The sequence below is a fragment of the Streptomyces sp. CNP082 genome (assembly GCF_059570535.1).
Genome location: NZ_JCANSZ010000036.1, coordinates 56,733 through 77,843 on the forward strand (window position 1 = coordinate 56,733; position 21,111 = coordinate 77,843).

Below are 21,111 nucleotides of genomic sequence, written 5' to 3' on the forward strand. Positions count from 1 at the left end.
CCGACTGATGCCCCGTGACGCAGAGCCCGATTCCGGTCCCGACGCGCTGCTGCCCGGGGTGCTCCCGGAGACGCTGAACACCGAACTCATCGCGTTCCGGCGGGACTTGCACACCCACCCGGAGCTGGGCAACCAGGAGTTCCGTACCACCGCCGCACTCAAGGACCGGCTGGAACAGGAAGGGCTCGCCCCGCGCGTGCTGCCGACGGGCACCGGGCTGATCTGCGACATCGGCGTGGACATCGGCGTGGACATCGGCGTGGACGCGGGCAGCCCGCCGCCCCGCCCGATGCTGGCGCTGCGCGCGGACATCGACGCGCTGCCGATCCCGGACACCAAGACGGTGCCGTACCGCTCCGCCGTCCCGGACCGCGCCCACGCCTGCGGCCATGACGTGCACACGGCGGTCGTCCTGGGCGCGGGCATAGTACTCACCGGGCTGGCCCGCGAGGGTCTGCTGCCGCGTCCCGTACGGCTGATCTTCCAGCCCGCGGAGGAGGTGCTGCCCGGCGGCGCCACCGACGCGATCGAGGGCGGCGTCCTCGACGGCGTCGGCCGGATCATCGGCGTGCACTGCGACCCGCGGGTGGAGGTCGGCCGCATCGGCCTGCGCGAGGGTGCCATCACCTCCGCCTGCGACCGCCTTGAGATCTCCCTCGACGGCCCCGGCGGCCACACCGCCCGCCCCCACCTGACCACCGACCTGGTCACGGCAGCCGCCCGCGTGGCCACCGACGTCCCGGCCCTGCTGGCCCGCCGCGTGGACGCCCGCGCGGGCCTGGCGGTCACCTTCGGCCGCCTGACCGCCGGCCACGCCTGCAACGTCGTCCCCCAGCACGCGGAGCTGTCGGGCACGGTCCGCTGCCTGGACCTGGACACCTGGCGCCGCGCCCCGGACCTGGTCCACGCGGCGGTCGACGAGGTCGCGTCGATGCACCGCGCGAAGTCCGCCATCACGTACGTCCGCGGCGTCCCGCCGGTGGTCAACGACCCGGTGATGACGGAACTGCTGGCGAGCGCGATGACGGCGCGGCGGGGTGCGGCGTCGGTGGAGACGACGGAACAGAGCCTGGGCGGGGAGGACTTCTCCTGGTACCTGGAGCACGTCCCGGGGGCGCTGGCGCGGCTGGGCGTGCGGGCGGTGGGGGAGACGGGGCTGCCGCGGGATCTGCACCAGGGGGACTTCGACGCGGACGAGGGCGCGATCCGGGTGGGAGTGGAACTCTTCACGGCGGCGGCGCTGCTGGACGCGGGGCGCGTCGAGTAGCGTCACTCACCTCACGCGAGTAATCAGTTGGACACTTGCGCCGCTCCGCGGGTGCGTGCCGCGAGGCGAAAGCCGCTCCCCGTGGGCGATTTGCCCGAGTCTGACAGGCGGGTCGCCGCGAGTTTTGCCCTTTCGTCGGCGGACCACCCCGGCGCTGCCCCCTGGCGGAGTCGCCAAGGGCTGTCCGCCCACCGGGGCTTGTCCGCGATCCGGACCCGCTCCACCCCTGTGGTTCCGCCCTGTCCGCCCTGTCCGCTCCGTCCGCACCGCAGGCTGAACGTCGCCTGACGGTGGGCGGCGTCCCGCGACGTGGTGTAGCGGACCCGGCACCATGACTCCATAGCCATGGCTATAGTAGCCATGTACTCTATCTGCCATGAGTGCAGGCTCGCCCGGTCCCACGCCCGGCTTCCTCGTGTGGCGGCTCGCCAACAAGTGGCGCGTCGCCGTCGACCGCGCGGTGGCCCCGCTGGACCTCACCCACGCGAAGTACGCCCTCGTCGCCTCCCTCTACGGCATGCAGCGCACCGGCGAGCGGCCCAGTCAGCGGCAACTCGCCGACCACACCGGCCTGGAGGCGCTGTACGTCTCGAAGCTGGCCCGCGCGCTGGAGGCGGACGGGCTGATCGAGCGCACCCGCGATTCCCGGGACCCGCGCGCCATGCGGCTCGCCCTCACCGAGCACGGTCAGGCCGTGGCGCGGCAGGCGGTCGTCGTGGTCCAGGAGCTGCTTCAGCAGTTGCTGGAGCCGCTCGGCGGCCTCGACGCCCCGCGGACGAAGGCGTTCACCGGCGAGCTGCTGACCCTGCTCGACGTACCTCTCGCCACTCAAGGGATGACACCATGACCACCACCGCCCCCGCCGCCAACGCCCAGGCCCTCGCCCTGGCCCACTACGCCGCCCGCGGGGTCCTGGAGCACGTCCTGGACCGCCACGGCATGACGTTCCAGCAGCAGATCGCCCTGCGCACCGCCGTCACCGCCGACGCCCCGCAGACCCCGGACGCGCTCACCGCCCGGGTCGTGGGCTACCTCAAGGCCGATCCCGCCGGCATCCGCGCCGTTCTCGACGAGCTGCTGGCCAAGGGGCTGCTCGTCGCGGACGGCGCGCACCTCCAGCCCACGGACGCGGGGCGCGAGCTGGCCGCCGCCGTCGCCGCGGAGACCGCCCCCGTCAGCGCGCGCATCTGGGGCGGGATAGCCGCCGAGGACCTGGCCGCCGCCGGCCGGGTGCTCGCCGTGGTCACCGAGCGCGCCGACGCGGAGCTTGCGGCGCTGGCCGCGCCCGACGGCCGCACCCCCTGACCGCGCCCCCTGACCGCGGCACCGCCTCGGGGCTTGACACGTCACTTAGTTAATTAGCAAACTGACTAAGTGCTTGAGGTCGAGGTGCTGAAGGCGCTGGGCAGCGAGAAGCGCCTGGCGATCATGGAGTGGCTGCGGGATCCCACCGCGCACTTTCCGCCGCAGCGTGACGGAGACCTCGTCGAGGACGGAGTCTGCTCGGTGTTCATCGCCGACAAGCTGGGCGTGAGCCAGCCCACCGCCGGCGTGCACCTCAAGCTGCTCACCCGAGTGGGTCTGCTGCGCGCCAAGAAGGTCAAGCAGTGGACCTTCTACCGCCGCGACGAGCGGCGCATCACCGAGGTCAAGCGGATGTTCGACGAAGGATGGTAAGAGTGCCCCAGCAGTACGCAGCGACCTCGCAAGACGCACAGGGCGCGCAGGGCGCCAGCCCTGCGGGCAGTGCCGGCACGGATGCCTACGTGCAGCTCATCTCGCTCCTCGACGCGGACGGCGCCCGGTACCGCGTCATCGACCACGTTCCCGAGGGACGCACCGAGGTGGTCAGCCGGCACCGCGGCCACCCCGTGGCCCACGCGGCGAAGTGCCTCGTCGTCATGGTGAAGACCGGCAAGCGCACCAGGCGCTATTTCCTCGCCGTCGTCCCCGGCGACGCCAGGGTCGACCTGGCGGGGCTGAAGGGCCTCGCTGACGGTACGTACGTGTCCTTCGCATCGACGGACAAGGCCGAGGCTCTCTCGGGCAGCGTCAGCGGTACCATCCTGCCGTTCAGCTTCCATCCGGACCTGGAACTCGTCGTCGATCCACGGCTCTTGGAGCATCCCGAGATCTTCTTCAATGCCGCCCGGCTGGATCGCTCCCTGGCGCTGAACACTCAGGACTACCAGGATCATCTGCGCCGCATCGGCGCGCAGATCCGGCCGATCACCGCCGGGGAAGCCTGAGCGGTCACGTAACCGACAAGCGAGAGGTTCGACGGATGACATGGACCGGCCCGAAGCCCGGCCTCACGCACACCTCCCGACTGCTGGTCGACGAGGACCTGACCGTTCCTGCGGTATCGGACGCCCTGCCGGGTTTTGCGGGCATGCCCCGGGTCTTCGCGACGGCGTATCTCGTCGCCTTCGTGGAGAACACCTGCATCGAGACGGTCGCCCCGCTGCTCCCGGAGGGGAGCAAGACGGTGGGGACTCACGTGGACCTCAGCCACAGCGCGGCGACCCCGGTCGGCATGGAGGTCACCGCAGTCGTCGAACTGGTCGAGGTGGAAGGGCGGCGGCTGCGCTTCGCCGTCGAATGCCGGGACGCGCAGGACGTCATCAGCAGTGGCCACCACGAACGGCACGTCATCGACGCGGCGAAGTTCGACCACCGCATGGCCGTCAAGGCGACCGCGGCCCGCTGATGCCGCCGAGGACGGATCCCGGATCGCATGGTGTCCGGCCGCCGGCCCAGGCGAGCCCTGCCGCCGGCGGCTGAAGCGCCTTCCCCGGTCTAGAACGCGTTCACCGGCTCGTACGCCCCCCACACCCCCCGCAGCGCGTCGCACACCTCCCCGGTCGTCGCCCGCGCCGCCAGCGCCCGCTTCATCGGGTACAGCACGTTTGCCGTCCCCGCCGCCGCCGTCGTCAACTCCGCCAGCGCCGCCTCCACCGCACCCCCGTCGCGCGTCGCCCGCAGCCGCGCCAGCCGCTCCACCTGCCGCGCCTCGATCGCCGGGTCGACGCGCAGCGGTTCGTACGGCTCCTCCTCGGCCAACTGGTAGCGGTTGACGCCCACCACGATCCGTTCGCCGGCCTCCGTCTCCTGCGCGATCCGGAACGCGTTCCGCTCGATCTCGCTCTTCTGGAAGCCGTTCTCGATCGCGCCGACCGCGCCGCCCCGGTCCTCGACCCGCTGCATCAGCTCCACCGCCGCCGCCTCCAGCTCGTCGGTCATCGTCTCCACCGCGTACGACCCGGCGAAGGGGTCGACGGTCGCGGTCACGTCGGTCTCGTACGCCAGCACCTGCTGGGTGCGCAGCGCGAGCCGCGCCGCCTTGTCGGTGGGCAGCGCGATGGCCTCGTCGAAGGAGTTGGTGTGCAGCGACTGCGTGCCGCCGAGGACCGCGGCCAGCGCCTGGACCGTGACGCGGGCCAGGTTCACCTCGGGCTGCTGGGCGGTGAGCTGGACGCCGGCGGTCTGGGTGTGGAAGCGCAGCATCAGCGACTTGGGGTCGCGCGCACCGAACTCCTCGCGCATCACCTGCGCCCAGATGCGGCGCGCGGCGCGGAACTTGGCGACCTCCTCCAGGAGCGTGGTCCGGGAGACGAAGAAGAACGACAGCCTGGGCGCGAAGTCGTCGACGTCCATGCCGGCGGCGACGGCGGCGCGCACGTACTCGATGCCGTCGGCGAGCGTGAACGCGACCTCCTGCGCGGGCGAGGCGCCCGCTTCCGCCATGTGGTAGCCGGAGATCGAGATGGTGTTCCACCTCGGGATCTCGGCGCGGCAGTACTGGAAGATGTCGGCGGTCAGCCGCAGCGACGGCTTCGGCGGGAAGATGTACGTGCCGCGGGCGATGTACTCCTTCAGCACGTCGTTCTGGACGGTGCCGGTCAACTGCGCCGCGGGGACGCCCTGTTCCTCGGCGACGAGCTGGTAGAGCAGGAGGAGCAGCGCGGCCGGGGCGTTGATCGTCATCGACGTGGACACCTGGTCCAGCGGGATGCCGTCGAAGAGCACGCGCATGTCGTCGACCGAGTCGATCGCGACGCCGACCCTGCCGACCTCGCCGCGCGCGAGGACCGCGTCGGAGTCGTGGCCCATCTGGGTCGGCAGGTCGAAGGCGACCGACAGGCCCGTCGTGCCGTGGGCGATCAGGTCGCGGTAGCGGGCGTTGGACTCGGCGGCGGAGCCGAAGCCCGCGTACTGGCGCATCGTCCACGGGCGGCCGGTGTACATCGTCGGGTAGACGCCGCGGGTGTACGGGTACGCGCCGGGCTCGCCGAGCCGTTGGGCCGGGTGCCAGCCGGCGAGGGCCTCCGGCCCGTACACGGGCTCGATCGGCAGACCGGACTCCGAGTGCCGTGTCATGTGTCTGTGCTCCCAGCCTTTCCCAGTCTTTCCCGGCCTTCCCGATCCTCTACGGAACGTAGTCACGAGCGTACGCTCCGCCGGTGACAACGGGCCGGGACTCCGCGCCCGAACGCATGGTCTCCGGCGGGTGACGGTGCGCTACGGGGTTTCGGACAGGCCCTGGCGCAGGAGAGAATCGTTCGACGTCTTATCGGAGGAAAGCGGGGGGTGGGCGCATTGCGACCGGTACATGCGGGCATGCGCGGGAGGTTTCGTTCGGTGCGCGTGGCCGTCGCGCTCGCGGCAGCGGGGGCGGTGCTCGCGGCGGGCTGTTCGGCGTCGGCGGACGCGGCCGGCGGCGGGGGCGGTGCCACGGCGCCGCGGACCACGGCGCCGGCGACGTCGGAGAAGCCGGCGCCCTCGGCCACGCCGACGTCGGAGAAGCCGGCGGAGAAACCGGCGGAGAAGACGGTGCAGCCGGAGTCCGAGGCGTCCGCCTCCCGGAGCCCGGCCGCGGAGCCGACGCCGCAGGGCCCCGAGGTGCTGATGGCCGAGGGGGACGAGAGCGAGCAGGTACGGGAACTCCAGGCCCGGCTGCGCGCGGAGGGCGTCTTCGACCGCGGCCCCACCGCGTACTACGGGCCGGTCACCGCCGCCGCCGTCTCCGCGTTCCAGAAGGACCGCGGCCTGCCGCGCACCGGTGAGACGGACGTCGTCACGTGGGAGCGGCTGCTGGCCCGTACGGACGAGCCCACGCGCGACGAGCTGTACCCGCCGACGTCGCAGACCATGGAGCAGCCCGACCCGCGCTGCACCGAGGGGCGGGTGCTGTGCGTGAGCAAGCGCAGCGACACCCTGCGGTGGATGAGGGACGGCGAGGTGCTGGCGGCGATGGACGTGCGCTTCGGGTCGCAGTACACGCCGACCCGCGAGGGCGTGTTCGAGGTTTTCTGGAAGAGCAGGCACCACGTCTCGACGCTCTACGACACCCCCATGCCGTACGCGATGTTCTTCAGCGGGGGCCAGGCCGTGCACTACTCCGCGGACTTCGCCGCCAACGGCTACGCCGGAGCGTCGCACGGCTGCGTGAACGTGCGGGACGAGGCGAAGATCGCGAAGCTCTTCGGGGACGTCCGGGTCGGTGACAAGGTCGTCGTCTACGGCTGAGCGCGCGCGGCGGTACGGCGTCCGCGGTGCCGTACGCGCCGTACACACCTGGCTGAGCTGTGGTTGTGACACTTTCTCAGCCGACGACGCTGTAAGTGATGTGCCGACTGGTCATCGGCCCAGCGCTCGGCCGGGGTTCCCCCCGTACCTGCGGCTCAGCGCATATGGCGCGGGCGGGTTGCGTTCCCCCAGCACCGCCCGCGCCACCCCCCTCCTCTGGCGGTCCCCTTCCGGTTGCGGCCCATCTGGCGTACGGCCGTACGCCAGGACGCGTACGGCGGCGTGCGTACGGGACCTCTCGGCCCTCAGGCCCCCAGGCCCAACTGCAACTGCTCCTGCGAGCCCTCCGCCTCCGCCGGCGTGCGGCCCCCGGCCGCCGTGAAGGCCGCGCGCTCCAGGCTCCGTTCCCGCCGGGCCGCCGACGTCACCAGCTCGGCGAGCTGACGCAGCCCGCGGTGGGCGGCGGTACGCACCGCGCCCGGCCGCTTGCCCAGCACCTCACCGGCGTCGGTGGCGCGCATCCCCGCCACCGTGCGCAGCAGCACCGCCTCGGCCTGTTCGCGGGGCAGCGTGGAGATGAGCGCCAGTGCCTGCCGGGTGCCCAGCGACTCCAGCGCGTGGTCCTCGGCCGCGCGCTCCGCGGGCAGGTCGTGGACGCCCTCGTCGAGCAGCACGCCCTGGGGGCGGCGGCGTTCGCGGCGCAGCAGGTCCAGCGCGCGGCGCCGGGCGACCGTCACCGTCCAGCCGCGGAACGACGGGCCGTCGCCGCGGAACTGGCTCAGGTCGCGCGCGATCACCAGCCAGGCGTCGGCGGCCACGTCCTCGGCGTCGTCGCCGACCACGCCGCGCAGATAGGCGAGCAGCACCGGCTGGAGCCGCCGGTACAGCCCGGTGAACGCCGCCTCGTCACCGCTCTGCGCCCTGCGGACCAGTGGCGAGAGATCCTCGTCCGCAACCTCGTTCCCCGGCGCCGCCCGTGCGGCAGCCGGTCTGTCGTATTCCCCCACCTTGTGCGCCTCGTGATCGGCCTGCGGCACTGTGCACCGTGCCCGCGCCCCCGCGCGCTCTCCGTCAGGCCGCTGCCCCAGCCACACCCGGATTCGAACAGAACAGTGCAACAATGCCAGACATCAGGGACCTTTGACGTGGGCACCCCCACATTCATCGCGTACGGGCGCGTGATCGACGCCGACACAAGGGCCCGTTCCATGCGAAAACGGGCAAAGGGGCATTCGGAAAGGCGCGTTGCGTGGGACCGGGCCTACGGCCCGTCAGCCGGTGCCTGACTACACCGGCTCCACGGTCGAGGTCGCCGTGGGCTCCGGCTCCGTGGGCTCCGGCTCGGGAGGCTCCGAGATGCCGACACTCGGGTTCGGCGAAGGGCCGTTCCGCGGCGGGCTCTCGCTGGCGCCGCCGTCCTCGCCGCCGTCGGTGTCCCCGCCGGTGCTGGTGTCCCCGCCGGAGCCGTCGGAGCCGCCCGGGTCCGTACCAGGGTCGGTCGGGAGCGACGGGGTCGGGCTGGCCGGCTCCTCCGTGTCGCCGCCCGTGCTGCCGCCCGTGCCGCCGGTATCACCGGTGTCACCGCCGGTCGCGCCGCCCGGGGTGCTCGCGCGGGTGCCCAGCCGGTTCGAGCAGTACGACGGCACGGCCTCCTTGGAACCGGCCGCCTGCTCCAGGACGCGCAGCCGCGCCTGACCCGGCATCGCGCCCGTACCGGCCTGCGCGGCGAGGTAGTCGCGGCACAGCGCGTCGAGCACGGAGTCCGCGTCGGCCATGTTCGGCGGCTCGTTGCCCCGTACGTCGCCGATCACGTCGCGCCCCGGCAGGTCCGGATCCGTGCTGCTGCCCTGACCCGTGGCGTCCTTGCCGCCCTTGCCGCCCTTGCCGGCGCCCTTGTCCTTGCCGTCCTTGTCCGACCCCTTGCCGCCGCCCTCGGCCGAGCCGTCCTTCTCCTCGCCGCCCGGCGGCTGCGCGGACGACGAGACGCCCACGCTCGGCGACCGGTTGCCGGTGTCCTGGATGAACGACGGTGCCGGCAGCACACCCGTGCTGGAGGCCACCGCGACCCCGCCCAGCGCACACGCCGCCGCCGCACCCACCACGCTCAGCCGCAGCGACCGCAGCCGCGCCACGACGCCGGCACGGCGCCGCCTGCCGTGCGCGTCGAACGGCGGCTCGACGCCGAACTCCGCGGCCGGCGCCCGGCTTGCGCTCTCCCGGGCCGCCCGGAACGCCGCCAGCGCGGCCTGCTCGCCCGGCACCTGGCCGTTCGCGCCCGGCCGGCCGGACTCCGCCACCCGCGCCAGCACGGCGGCCAGCCGCTCGGCCGCGGCCCGGTCCTCCGGCGACCAGGGCTTACGCCCGCGCCCGCCACCGCCGTCCGCGAAGTCGAGCGGCTCCCCGCGAAGCAGTCGCTCCGCGACGTCCTCGTCGAGCCAGCCGTACCGGTCGTCCACCATCACATTTCCTTAAGCGTCCGCGCGGCTGATTGCGTCACACCGCCAGGCTGCTGCCCATCCCCGGGCGGAACGTCCCCCTCGTCCTGCGGGCTCTCTATCAGCGCGGTCAACTGCTTGAGGCCGCGGTGCGCCGCCGTACGCACCGCGCCCGGGCTCTTGCCCAGGACCTCGGCGGTGCGCTTGGCGTCCAGCCCCATGATCACGCGCAGCACCACGACTTCTGCGTAGTCGCGGGGCAGCCGCGCGATGAAGGCCATCGTGCGGCCCGTACCGAGCGCTTCGATCGCCTCCTCCGCGGTGTCCGAGTCCGCGGGCCGGTCGGCGAGCTGGGTCTCGTCGCCGCCGGCGACCGGCCTGCGGGAGCGCATCCGCACGTGGTCGAGCGCGCGGTTACGGGCTATGCGCGCCGCCCAGCCGCGGAAGCGGTCGGCGTCCCCGCTGAACGAGCCGAGGTCGCGGGCGATCTGCAGCCACGCCTCGGAGGTCACGTCCTCGGCGTCGCCGTCGCCGACGAGGCTGCGCACGTAACCGAGCAGGCGAGGGTGCACCGCCCGGAACACGATGCGGAACGCTGCCTCGTCACCACGCTGGGCAGCGTGCACCGCGCCGGACAGCGCGGAGTCTTCCGCGTATTCCCCCTGCACGGTGGTCAGTCGGCCCGTGGCGCCAGGAGACGCGGTACACGCGGATACATCTGCGGAGCACCCCCGGATCTGGGCGGACCGTCGAGCGAGTAGTCGAACGATTGTCTGTGCGTCGAGTCGACGTGAGGTGCACGCTACGGCGGCGGCGGTCCCTTCGCAACACACCCCGGCACTCCCCACCCGACCGCATGAGGCGCCGGCGGCGGCTGGACGGAGGCCCGGCGGTGGCTCCGGCGAGGGCCCGGCGGGGCCGCGGACGAGGGCCGCGGAGGGCCCGCCGGCACCCGCGGACAGGGGGCTGTGACATTTCCGGGCCCGCTGGCGCTGAGTATTACAGCGGGCCCGAACGGGCACCCGCACCTGAGGCCGACGGCCGGAGCAGCTCCTGTGGGGGGTAGCGGCTCCGGCCGTCTTCTTTGTGCGGGTCAGGACGGGAGTGACACGTTTTCGACCCGAGCGGCGCTGTACGTGTGTCAAGCGTGTAGTGAACCGAAGGGGCGGGATGTGAGTCCGCGTAGATCCCATGCGTACCGGCCGTTGAGCCTGCGCAGACGTGCCTGGCTGACCCTGGGCGCGGTCGTGCTCGGCGGCGCCGGCGCGATCACCGTCGCCGTGGCCGACCCCGGCTCCGGCTCGAACGAGCCGCCGGGGGCCGATCTGGAGCCGCGGAAGTCGGCGGTCCACCGCGTGGACCTGACGGGAAGCGGGGCCCGGCAGGAGGTGGACCAGACCTCGACCGAGCAGTTCTCGATGGTCGGCATCTCCTGGAGCAACGAGCGCCGCGACCTCGGTGGCACGGCCGAGGTGCGCACGCGCTCGGTCGAGACCGGCGAGTGGAGTGACTGGCACGGCCTGGAAACCGACGGCGGCCAGGCCGCCGACGGCCTGAGGGCGGACATGCGCGGCGGCACCGAGCCGCTGTGGGTCGGCCCGTCGGACGGCGTGGAGGCGCGGGTCGTGCGCGCGGACGGCACGAGCACGCAACTGCCCGCGGGCATGGAGGTGGCGCTGGTCGACCCGGGCGTCACACAGGAGGAGGCCGAGGAGGCGGAGGCCGCCGGCGTCGGCACGGATGCGGGTACGGAGGCGGAGCCGCTGGCGCTGGCGGCGTCCCTTTCCGGTACGGAGTCCGGCGCCGATGCGTTCTCGTACGGCACCGACTTGGCCCCCGCCGCGGCCGTCACCCAGGCCGACCCCGGCCCGGCGCCCGACTCGCCCGTCACCCCGCCGCCGGTGATCCGCCGCGCCGCCTGGGGCGCCGACGAGTCGCTGGTCGAGGACCCGCCGACGTACAACCCGGACGGCATCAAGGCCGCCATCGTGCACCACACCGCCGAGGCCGTGAACTACTCGTGCGCCGAGTCCGCCGCCATGGTGCGGTCCGACTTCCTCTACCACGTGCAGGGCAACGGCTGGAACGACATCGGCTACAACTTCGTCGTCGACAAGTGCGGCCGCGTCTTCGAGGGCCGCGCCGGCGGCATCGACCAGCCGGTGCTGGGCGCGCACACCAGCAACTTCAACAGCCTCACCACCGGCATCTCCATCCTCGGCGACTACCACACCCACAGTCACCCCACCCAGGCCGCCCTGGAGGCCGTGGCGCGCATCTCCGCCTACAAGCTCGGCCAGTACGGCGTGAGCCCCACCGGCAGCACGTCGCTGACGCCGCAGAAGTACGACGACAACGACGAGCTGGTCCCCGCCGGCGACCCGAAGACCATGAAGAACATCTCCGGCCACAAGGACGCCCGGTTCCGCCCGTACGGCGCGTCCGCGGACGTCAACCTCACCGCCTGCCCCGGCGACCGGCTGTACGCCAAGCTGGGCCAGATCCGCGCCCGCGCCGCCGCCCCCGGCGCCTCGCACGCCCTGCCCACCCGCGACTTCAACGGCGACGGCCGCGGCGACATGGTCGCCGGCGTCCCGCGGGCCAACGGCGGCGGGCAGACCGGCTCCGGCGCGGTCTTCGTCGTCCCCGGCGGCGAGAACGGCCCCGTGGCGGGCGAGAAGCGCAGCATCACCCAGAACAGCGCCGGCGTGCCCGGCTCGGCCGCGCCCGGCGACGCCTGGGGCACCGACACCGAGTGGGGCGACGTCAACAACGACGGCATCGCCGACCTCGTCGTCGGCGCGCCGAACAAGGACGACTCCACCGGCCACGCCGACGCCGGCGTGGTCACCGTCCTGTACGGGCCGGGGCTCAACTCCGGCCAGAACCTCGTCCTCGGCGACGGCTTCTCGCCGACCGGCGCCAAGTTCGGCTCGGCGGTCGCCGCCGGCGACTTCGACGGCGACGGCCGCGACGAGGTGCTCGGCGTCGGCGCCGAGGCGTGGGCCACGCACGACCTGAACGGCAACGGCCGCGAGGGCGCGTTCCCGTACGAGAAGGTCAGCAACCCGGACGCGGCGGTGGGCGACTTCAACCGCGACGGCTACGACGACGCGGCGATCACCTACCTCGACCCGAGCGGCAAGGCGCGCCTGGACGTGCTCCGGGGCTCGGCCGTCGGCCTGGACGTCACCGCGGGGCTCGGCGTGCCGGGCGGCCGGTCGGTGGCCACCGGGGACATCACCGGCGACGGCTTCGCCGACCTCGTCATCGGCCAGCCCTGGGTGGGCGAGTCGAACGCACACAACGGCGGCCAGATCACCCTGCTCAAGGGCTCGGCAAACGGGCTGACGACGACCGGCAAGCAGATCGTCCACCAGAGCACCGGCTCGGTGCCCGGCGCGTCCGAGGCCGGCGACGCGATGGGCTTCTCGGTCGCGGTCGGCGACGTGAACATGAACGGCAAGGACGACGTGCTCGTCGGCCTCTACCGCGAGGACATCACCCGCGACGGCGTCAACCGCGCCGACGCCGGCACGTCCCTGCTGCTGCGCGGCGGCTCGACCGGGCTGTCCACGTCGTCCGGCTCGCCCAAGTCGTACCACCAGGACACCCCCGGGATCGGCGGCGTCACCGAGAAGGGCGACCGGCTCGGCGTGTCGGTGGTGCTGGCGGATCTGTCCGGGTACGGGCGCGCGGACCTCGTCATCGGCGCGAACGGCGAGGACTCCTACAACGGCACCCTGCTGCAGCTCGACAGCGGCAGCGAGGGCGTGTCGACGGAGGGGGCCGTGTACTACGGCAAGTCCGCACTGGGCACCCCGGCCGGCGCCCGGCTGGGGGTGGAGCTGACGCCGTGAGGCGCTGACACCTTGCGTGAGGGGCCGTTCCGGCGGGACACCGCCGGGGCGGCCCTTCGGCGTACGCACCGGGGCCTGCCGCGGACGCGGGGTCAGGACCGCCCGTCCCGTACGTCCCCGGCCCTTCAGCCCTCGCCGCCGCGTACCCGCTCCGCCAGCTCCGCGAACTCCCCCCACCGCAGCCGCGGCTCGCGCGGGTCCCACACCTTCTGCGCCAGCGCCGCCAGCGGCAGCCTGACGCCCTCGGCCACCTGCCGCGGCGTCTGCGCGTCCGCCAGGTCGCACCAGACCGCGAACCGGGCGCCCAGCACCTTCTCCGGCCCCGCCAGCCGCTCCGGCACCGGCCGGGTGCCGCGCAGCACGGCGGGGGTCCACTCCTCGTAGATCCGCTCGCCCGTGGGGTACGTGAACTCGTTGGGCTCGCCGAGGACGTAGTACAGGTACTCGTCGTTGAGGTTGACCAGCCGGCGCCCGTCCTCAAGGAACGTCTGCGGGTCGCGCGCGAACGCCTCCTTGCCCGTCCAGTACTCGACCTCCCGGTCCCGGTCCGGACGGACCTTCGCACCCGGGATGAAGCCGTCGTTCCACGCCTTGACCTTCTTGCCCAGCTCCTTGACCGTGTCCGCCCGGTCGTTGAGCCAGGCGGCGGTGAGGTCGGCCACGGTGGCGCCGGCGCCGTAGCGGGCGCGGGCGGCGGCGGCCAGGCCGGGGTAGCGGGCCTCGGGGTCGCTCGACATCAGCGCGACGTACTCGTCGCCGCCGATGTGCACGTACGGGCCGGGGAAGAGCCGCGCGTACTCCGTCAGCAGGTCGTCCACGATCCGGGCCGCGCGGGGCTTGGAGATGTCGATCGCGCCCTGGACCGGACTGCCGTCGGCGGCCTTGAGCTGGAGGTCCGGGTGGGCGTCGAGGACGGCGCCGAGGTGGCCGGGGGAGTCGATCTCGGGGATGACGGTGATGTGCAGCCCCGCGGCGAGTTCGACGATGTCCTCCAGCTCGCCCTTGGTCAGGTGCGGCTCGGAGACCACCTCGGGGTGGCTGTCGCTCTCGACCCGGAACGCCTGGTCGTCGGAGAGGTGGAGGTGAAGCTGGTTGAGCTTGAGGTCGGCCATCTCCCGGACCCGGTCGGCCAGCCACGCGGCGCTGAAGTGCTTGCGGGCGATGTCGACCATGAACCCGCGCTGCGGGCGGTCGGGGCGGTCGTCGATGCGGCCGGCCGGCACGCCGCCGCCGGCGCGCACGGCCTGGAGCAGGGTGCGGGTGCCGTAGAAGACGCCGGTGCCGGTGGCGGCGGTGACGGTGGCGCGGCCGTCGGCGACGTCGACGCGGTACGCCTCGGGGCCGCCGTCGCGCCCGGGTACGAGCCGCAGGCGGACGTCACCCGCGCGCTGCCCGGGGGCCGCGCCACCGTCGTCGTCTCCGCCGTCGCCGCCGCCGCTGTCGTCGTCCGCGTACCGCATGCCCAGTTCGCCGGCCAGGCGCATGGCCTCGTCCGTCAGCTCGCCGTCCTCCGCGATGACGCTGGCGTCGCCCGCGGGCCGCCAGCCGGTGCCCTCGGCGCGCTCGAAGGAGCGGACGGCGGGGACCGTACGGGGCGCGGGGAGCGGTGCGGTGCGGCGCTGGCCGCCGACGGGCGCGGACGGGGCGCCGCTCCGCGCGGCACCGTGGGCGGCGGCGCCGACACCGCGGTCCGAGTCGCCGTCGCCGTCGCCGTCGCCGCCGCCGCCGAGTACGGGGAGCAGGGCCAGGAGTACGGCGGTGGCGGCCAGGGCGGTGGCCAGGGACCAGAACAGCGCGCGCCGGGGGCCCCGGAGGGCGCGGAGCGGCCCGGCCTGGCGGCGGGCGTGCCGGCCGGCGGGGGACCGGCGCGGGGGACGGGGCGTACGCGGCGGGAATCGCATGGCGGGGGACCTCCCGGGGGACCACGGTGGCGCGTGAGGTGATCGGGACTCCGTCGACTTCGCTCCCGGCAAACCTCCTCATACGGGTGAACACTGGGCTGGTACGACCGGAACGCTCGGCTCCGGACGTTAGCGTGGCGCAGCGCTGTTCGACCGTAACCGTGCCCGGTGTGCGCCCGCGCACTCGGCACGCCCACTACGCACCAGGGAGCCCACCCTGCCTGCATTCGCACCGCGCGACACCCGCGCCGCCGGCACCAGTGCCGCCCAAGCCGCCGGCCGAGCAGCCGGCCACAGCGCCGGCCACGCCGCCGACCCCGCCCGTCTCGCCGCCTTCAACGCCGCGCCCGCCGCCGACGCCGAGCGCGCACTCCTCGGCTGCCTCGACGACCGCCACTGGGCCCACCGGCTGGCCGTTCACCGCCCGTACCCCGACCTCGACGCCCTCCTCGCCGCCGCCGACGAAGCCAGCTACGACCTCGCCCCCGGCGCCGTGGCCGGGGCGCTGAGCGACGAGGGGACCGTCCTGCCCCCGGCCGCCGGCCCCGCCGAACGGACGGCGCTGCGGGCGGCGCACGCTGCGTACGAGAGCCGCTTCGGCCACTGCTTCGTCCTGTGCCTCGACGACTGCCCCGAGGACGAACGCCTGGACCGCACTCTGGCCGCCATCCGCACCCGCCTCGGCAACGAACCCGACGAGGAACGCCTCGTGGCCGCCGACGAACTCCGCCGCCGCGCCCGCGCCCGCCTGACCCGCCTCCTCACTGCCGACGCGCGCGCTCGACTCTGACCTCGCGCCATCACGAGTTGGGCCGTCCCACTGAGGAGCGCGCATGCTGGTGATCGGTGACGGCCGACCTCAACGGGTGATCGTGATTGCACACTCGGACATCAAGGACGCCGCGCCGGTCTGGCAGAAGTCCTACGGCCACCAACCGTTGGCGGGGTTCGTCGACCCTGGACAGGGAGGTCCGGGGCGCCGGCGGCGGCTCTGCTGTGACCAGGGAACGCGGCTCGAACGTGGCCCCGCACGATGTCACCGCCGCCGGTCCGGCCCTGCTCCTGACGAAGGGTCGGCGCGGGCGGCAGACTCTGGTCCGCACCGATTCCACGACCGGAACCCCACGGCTTCATCGCCTGGATAAAGCTCCTACTCTTCCCCCTGGCGGGGTCGCCTCGCGAGGGCATCGATCAATTCGATGGCAAGCCAGTGTCCATACTGATCGGCAAAGGCTCTGGCGTCCAATCCATCCTGATTCTGTGTGTACACGTCAGCTCCGCGGCAAAGCAGTAGCGCAGTCGTGTCTACATGGAGCGACTCCCCTGTTTGTAGCGCCGCATCAGCCTCTGTGTCGATAGCGTGATGGAGCAAAGGCATTCCTCGGTAGACTTCGTCGACGTCTCCGCCTGCTTCAAGCTGGTGGCGAATAAGGCTGATGTCCTGTTCCTCCACCGCACTTCTCAGGTCGGTCCATTCGTTCGTCGTATGGGGCAAGTCTTACTCCAGATAGAACAGGTCCACGAGCACATTAGGATAGCGTCTTGAGAATTGCGCGGCTACCGACAGGCATGAATCGCATATCGGCTTTGGCCCAGATACTCCAATGAGCAGCCTCCCAGACCTCACTCCCTCGGCATCGATGATTCGAGCGGCTCTCTCGAAGATTTTCTGTTCAGCATCGGCTGCCTTCCACACACCACCGCCACCGAAAAGGGCATCGTCGCTGTGATCCACCAGCCCACTGGGGCGTGGTGCCTTCCCACTGGAAGCAGGAAGATCCCAGGAGCCTCGCCCCGTCAGGTTCAGTTCACCAAAGGCCGCAGTCCGATTCTTCCCAACGTGCCCGGCAGCTCGGAGTTCTGCTATCCGATAATCGAAGTATGCGACGTCCACGCCCCGCAACGCAGCCTGCTCGGCGTTCTGTGCGATGAAGAGCCTCGTGGAGTTCGGTGCCAGGGGCGCTTGCCACTTGACTGGCGCAAACCAGAGCCCCAACTGCCCTATGCCTCCGAGGCAGTATGCGGTACCGGTGCCATAATCGCCTTGACCAATAGCCTCCGTGCCGCGCGTTATGTTATTGAGGCCAGAGATATCTCCGATGCAGCCGAACCATGTCGGTAGATCACGACCACGTGCGAACTCCGCGCCGGTTTCACATGCCTCGGCAGGGGAAGTGATGAATGGGTCCAGCCAATCAGTCCCGGGTATATTGGCTGTCCAGCAGCTTTCGTCACCACTGCCGGGGATCCACCAGCACGTGCCTTCAGGGTCGGTTCTGTACGTCGGCGCATTACCTGCGTATGTGTACGAGGACTCCGTCGGTGTGCCCTGACCTGGGTCGAACGGATCCCGTCCGGCGAACCGACCGGTGAGCGGATCATAGCTGCGAGCGCGTAGATTATATCCGCCAGCCTCGGGTTGCGGATGTGATTCGTTGCCGATGAATTCCTTGTACTCTCCGGCAAATCCGAACCATTGGGTGACGGTATCGTCGCTGCTCTCGAGGGAGGGGCCGCCGACGCCGAAGGTGTCGTAGCTGTAGGACTCCATGGTGGCGCCGTCGGCTGCCGAGGTCACGTTGGTGATGGAGCCGATCAGGTTCCGGTGGTAGTTGTACGACTGGTTCTTGGAAGCAAAATCCATCGACTCGACTTGGCCGAGCGGGTTGTAGCGGTATTCCTGGGTGAATTTATTGGTACCAGTTTCGTAGATGCCGGCCAGAAGCGGAATGGGCTGGTTGATGTCCCAGGCGCGGATCGTGGAGCCACCGACCTCCCTCCGATTGCCGTCAGCGTCGTAGGTGTACTCCTTGGTTCGATCACCGGATGCCTTGATCACTCGGTTCTCGGCATCGTAGGCATAGGTGGTGCTGCCGGCCCTGGTGCGGTTGCCGTCGGCGTCGTGCTCATAGGTTGTGGTATCGGCGCCGGTGACCTTCTGAATGAGCTGGTCGGCAGCGTCGTAGCCGTAGGTGGCCGTTACCCCTGAGGTGCTGGTGTGGCTGGTGCGGTTGCCAACCTTGTCGTAGCTGTAGCTGGCGGTTGGCTCCCCCTCAGGGCAGGTGGTTGCCGGAGTGGCAGAGGTACACGAGGTCAGAACCCGTCCGGTGTCGTCGTAGGTGTAGTAGTCCGACTTGCCGGTGCCCTTGTCGTCGATGCGGCTGGGCTGTCCACGTGGGTCCAGGACGGCGTGCCATCCGGAGAGCAGGGTGCCACTCCTGCTGCTGGAGATATCGGTCAGCCGTCCGGCTCTGTCATAGGCGCGGTTCTCCGTGTAACCGTTACCGGCAGGAAGTGTGGTGGCTGTGAGGTTTCCGGCTGCGTCGTAGCTGTGGGTGGTGGTGATCGTGTCGGTGGTGGAGGCGGTCCGGTTGCTGTCAGCGTCGTAGGCGTATTGGGTCGTCTTGCCTGACGGCGGGGTGTGCTTTACCAACTGGCCGGCACCGTCGTAGCCGTACGTGAAGCCGCTGGGCAAGCCCGGCACCGAGACTGTCTTCAACTGATCGAGAGGGTTGTAGGTGAAGGAGTGGGTACCCGTCCCATCGGTGACCTCGGTGCGTCTGCCCACGGCGTCGTAGGTGGTGGAGACATCCGGGGTGGCATCGGAGTAGCTGACGTCAGTCGGCCGCCCGAGTGCGTCGTGATCGGTGGTGACAGTGATGCCGCGCGCGTTGGTGACCTTGGTGCGGTTGCCGTCAGCGTCATAGTCGTAGGTGAGCGTCCGACCAAGCGGATCTGTGACCGAAGTCAGCTCACGAGCGTCATTGTAGCCATAGGTAGTGGTGTGGCCGTTGGCATCAGTGCGGCTCTCGACGCTGCCAGCGGTGTCGTAGGTATAACTGGTAGTTCCCCCGTCGGGGGCGCTCACCGTCTTGATCCGGCTCAACTGGTCATAGGCGGTCTCGGTCGTGTTGCCATCGGGGTCGATGGCACTGATCTTTCGGCCCTTGTGGTCATAAGAGAACTCTTGCGTGCCGCCCATCGGATCGGTGACCTGAGTGAGATTTCCGGCCGGATCGTAGCGATAAGTGCTGGTGTACTCGACCGGATCCGCGCCGCTGATGTTTCCGCGGGGGCTGACTCGGCTGACCAACCGGCCGTCTGCGTCATACGCTTGGGTGGTTTTGTTGCCCAGGGGCGTGGTGACGCTGGTTTGGGCGCCGTCGGCGTTGTAGCCGAAGGTGGTTGACCTGCCCAGTGCGTCGGTGACGGACTTCAGCAGGTTATTGCCGGTGTAGGCGTACGTCAGTCCCTTACCGTGAGGCAGAATCACTTCAACAACGTTGCCGTTGGCGTCGTAGCGTGTCTCCGTGATCCGGCCTAAGGCGTCCGTTACGGACACGGGCCGGTTGAGGTCATCGTAGGCGGTGGTGGTCAGCGAACCGGTCGGATCCACCGTTCTGGTCTGGTTGCCGTTGGCATCGTAACCGTAGGTGGTGGTGTGCTTTGCTGGGTCTGTACCTGTCGCATTGCCGCGGGGAGAAGTAGTGGCGACTAACCGATCAGCTTTGTCGTAGCTGTAGGTGGTTTTGTTGCCAATTTCATCGACCCTGGCCGTGACATTCCCCACCGGGTCGTAGCTGGTAGTGGTGGATGTGCCGTCCGGGCTGGTGATCGTTGTCAGCCGGTCGGACGCGTCGTAGCCGTAGATCGTGACCTGGCCCGCAGCATTCGTGGTCCTGGTGCGGTTCTCATTCGCGTCGTAGTCGTACGCTGTGGTCTGCCCGGCTGGATCGGTGACCGATTTCAGGAGCCCGACCGTGTTGTATGCGTAGTTGATGGTGTAGTCGGCGGGATTTGCTCCAGCAACATTGCCGCGCGGGTCGGTGCTGGTCAGGAGTCTGCCGGCGGCGTCGTAGGTGAGGGTTCTCTTAGCTCCGGATGGTGAGGTCTGGGAGGCTAGATACCCTTCGCCGTTGTATGTGAAGGTTGTGGTTTGTCCTCGCGGGGAGGTAGCGGAGGTGACCTGCCCCTTTGCATTGTAGGTGTAGGTTGTCCTGCCTGCCGGACCGCTTTCCTCGATCAGACGCTGTTCACCATCGTAGCTGAAGGTGGTCTTGCTGCCGCGTCCATCAGTGTGGGATGCGATGTTATTCCCGGCGGTGTACGTCCATGACTCGGTTACCGACCCAGTAGTGCGACTGAGGAGATTACCCGAACTGTCGTACGTCATCTTCGTCTGGACACGGCGTGCGTCCGTCACCTTGGTCAGTCGCAGGTCGTCGTCGTACTCGTAGGAAGTGACATTTCCGAGCGGATCGATCCTGTTGCGCAGCACGCTGCCGTTGTACAGGTCAGTCCAGATGCCGCCATTGGCGTCCTGATAGTCGGTCTGCAACTCCGTTCTCATGAACTTGGCGACCGTGCCGTCAGCATGCAGTTGTTCGGTGACGCGGCCGCTTGAACTGTAGGTGGTCTGCATCTGCTTATTGCCCGCGGCATCGGTGATGCTCGACAGTCGGCCCGCGCCGTCGTACTCGTACGTGACCGCGCCACCGTCGGCGCCCTCTACTGATGTCAGCAGACCGTCCGAGTAGTTGTAGCTGATGCCCCTGCCACCGGGCAGGCCGACGCTCTGCACCATACGGGTGTCGGGATCAACGGTTACCTGCATGGTGTGGCCGGTGGCATCGGTGACGGAATTCAGATCCCCATCGCTGTAGGAGAAGGACAGCCCAATGCCAGCCGCGTCCTGCCAGGCGGTCAGCTTGCCATCGTTGTTGAATGTCAACGCCTGCTGCGTAGTCGTCTTGAGGACGAAACCGCCGCCGTTCAGCGCGGTCAGCCCGGCGGTCACACCAGGCGAGGATGCGCGATAGGTCCCGCTAGTGTCTTGTGATCCGGTTCATGTCACCTGAAGGTCTTTGACTCGTTGGACACTGCGTGAATCTCTCTTCAGAACAGGTCGCAGAATTGCGGACGTTGGTGGCGGACCGGCACGTGACGGCGGATGTGGCCCTGCGAGCCCGGATCGTGTTGTGGGCGGGCGAGGGCCGCCGCCGCAAGGACATCGCTGAACTGGCGGGGGTGTCTGCCCGGACGGTGGACCGCACCAGGACCCGGTATGCTGAGCGCGGAGTGGCGGGCCTGGTGGAAGGGAAGCGCGGTGGGGGAAAGGA

At 70.5% G+C, this 21,111-nt stretch carries 16 protein-coding genes; 10 read left to right on the forward strand and 6 right to left on the reverse strand.

Annotated features, from left to right (window positions below):
• Positions 1-7: 7 nt before the first annotated feature.
• The 6 genes from B124_RS25300 (at position 8) to B124_RS25325 (ending at position 3,977) form a co-directional block, all read left to right on the forward strand.
• Positions 8-1,267 (forward strand): amidohydrolase, encoded by a 1,260-nt coding sequence (locus B124_RS25300; protein WP_496505265.1) that lies wholly within the window; start codon positions 8-10, stop codon positions 1,265-1,267.
• 376 nt (positions 1,268-1,643) lie between these two features.
• The gene (locus B124_RS25305; RefSeq protein WP_496505250.1) at positions 1,644-2,114 is read left to right on the forward strand and encodes a MarR family winged helix-turn-helix transcriptional regulator; all 471 of its coding nucleotides are present in this window, start codon (positions 1,644-1,646) and stop codon (positions 2,112-2,114) included.
• The gene (locus B124_RS25310; RefSeq protein WP_496505251.1) at positions 2,111-2,572 is read left to right on the forward strand and encodes a winged helix DNA-binding protein; all 462 of its coding nucleotides are present in this window, start codon (positions 2,111-2,113) and stop codon (positions 2,570-2,572) included. The genes B124_RS25305 and B124_RS25310 overlap by 4 nt, the downstream gene beginning before the upstream one ends.
• 69 nt (positions 2,573-2,641) lie before the next feature.
• Positions 2,642-2,944 carry an ArsR/SmtB family transcription factor gene (locus tag B124_RS25315; protein ID WP_496505252.1) on the forward strand — a complete coding sequence of 101 codons (303 nt, stop codon included), beginning with the start codon at positions 2,642-2,644 and terminating at the stop codon, positions 2,942-2,944.
• 89 nt (positions 2,945-3,033) lie between these two features.
• Entirely contained in the window at positions 3,034-3,516 is a 483-nt protein-coding gene (locus tag B124_RS25320) for a YbaK/EbsC family protein (protein WP_496505266.1), read from the forward strand.
• A 35-nt stretch (positions 3,517-3,551) separates the two neighbouring features.
• Positions 3,552-3,977 carry a thioesterase family protein gene (locus B124_RS25325; protein WP_496505253.1) on the forward strand — a complete coding sequence of 142 codons (426 nt, stop codon included), beginning with the start codon at positions 3,552-3,554 and terminating at the stop codon, positions 3,975-3,977.
• An 89-nt stretch (positions 3,978-4,066) separates the two neighbouring features.
• Here the strand turns inward: B124_RS25325 and B124_RS25330 are convergent, their stop codons facing one another.
• The gene (locus B124_RS25330) at positions 4,067-5,647 is read right to left on the reverse strand and encodes an acyl-CoA mutase large subunit family protein (RefSeq protein WP_496505254.1); all 1,581 of its coding nucleotides are present in this window, start codon (positions 5,645-5,647) and stop codon (positions 4,067-4,069) included.
• A 240-nt stretch (positions 5,648-5,887) separates the two neighbouring features.
• Between B124_RS25330 and B124_RS25335 the strand changes: the two genes are divergently transcribed.
• Positions 5,888-6,796: a L,D-transpeptidase family protein gene (locus B124_RS25335; protein ID WP_496505255.1), complete on the forward strand. Its 909-nt coding sequence runs from the start codon at positions 5,888-5,890 to the stop codon at positions 6,794-6,796.
• Positions 6,797-7,101: 305 nt separating this feature from the next.
• Here the strand turns inward: B124_RS25335 and B124_RS25340 are convergent, their stop codons facing one another.
• The 3 genes from B124_RS25340 to B124_RS25350 form a co-directional block, all read right to left on the reverse strand.
• The gene (locus B124_RS25340; RefSeq protein ID WP_496505256.1) at positions 7,102-7,833 is read right to left on the reverse strand and encodes an RNA polymerase sigma factor; all 732 of its coding nucleotides are present in this window, start codon (positions 7,831-7,833) and stop codon (positions 7,102-7,104) included.
• A gap of 249 nt (positions 7,834-8,082) precedes the next feature.
• Positions 8,083-9,255, reverse strand: coding sequence for a hypothetical protein (locus B124_RS25345; RefSeq protein WP_496505257.1), 1,173 nt, complete (start codon positions 9,253-9,255; stop codon positions 8,083-8,085).
• Positions 9,255-9,899, reverse strand: a complete 645-nt coding sequence (locus B124_RS25350; protein WP_496505258.1) for an RNA polymerase sigma factor — start codon at positions 9,897-9,899, stop codon at positions 9,255-9,257. Before B124_RS25350 ends, B124_RS25345 begins: the two co-directional genes overlap by 1 nt.
• 504 nt (positions 9,900-10,403) lie before the next feature.
• Here B124_RS25350 and B124_RS25355 point away from each other — a divergent pair.
• Complete coding sequence (locus B124_RS25355) at positions 10,404-13,091, forward strand: N-acetylmuramoyl-L-alanine amidase (protein ID WP_496505259.1); 2,688 nt, start codon at positions 10,404-10,406, stop codon at positions 13,089-13,091.
• A gap of 125 nt (positions 13,092-13,216) precedes the next feature.
• Here the strand turns inward: B124_RS25355 and B124_RS25360 are convergent, their stop codons facing one another.
• The gene (locus tag B124_RS25360) at positions 13,217-14,992 is read right to left on the reverse strand and encodes a beta-N-acetylhexosaminidase (RefSeq protein ID WP_496505260.1); all 1,776 of its coding nucleotides are present in this window, start codon (positions 14,990-14,992) and stop codon (positions 13,217-13,219) included.
• Between the two features lie 217 nt (positions 14,993-15,209).
• On the opposite strand from B124_RS25360, the gene B124_RS25365 reads away from it, so the two are divergent.
• Positions 15,210-15,782 (forward strand): 2-oxo-4-hydroxy-4-carboxy-5-ureidoimidazoline decarboxylase, encoded by a 573-nt coding sequence (locus tag B124_RS25365; protein ID WP_496505267.1) that lies wholly within the window; start codon positions 15,210-15,212, stop codon positions 15,780-15,782.
• 708 nt (positions 15,783-16,490) lie between these two features.
• Here the strand turns inward: B124_RS25365 and B124_RS25370 are convergent.
• Entirely contained in the window at positions 16,491-20,789 is a 4,299-nt protein-coding gene (locus B124_RS25370; RefSeq protein ID WP_496505261.1) for an RHS repeat-associated core domain-containing protein, read from the reverse strand.
• Between the two features lie 155 nt (positions 20,790-20,944).
• On the opposite strand from B124_RS25370, the gene B124_RS25375 reads away from it, so the two are divergent.
• On the forward strand, positions 20,945-21,111 hold a 167-nt coding region (locus B124_RS25375; protein WP_496505268.1), incomplete at its 3' end, for a helix-turn-helix domain-containing protein.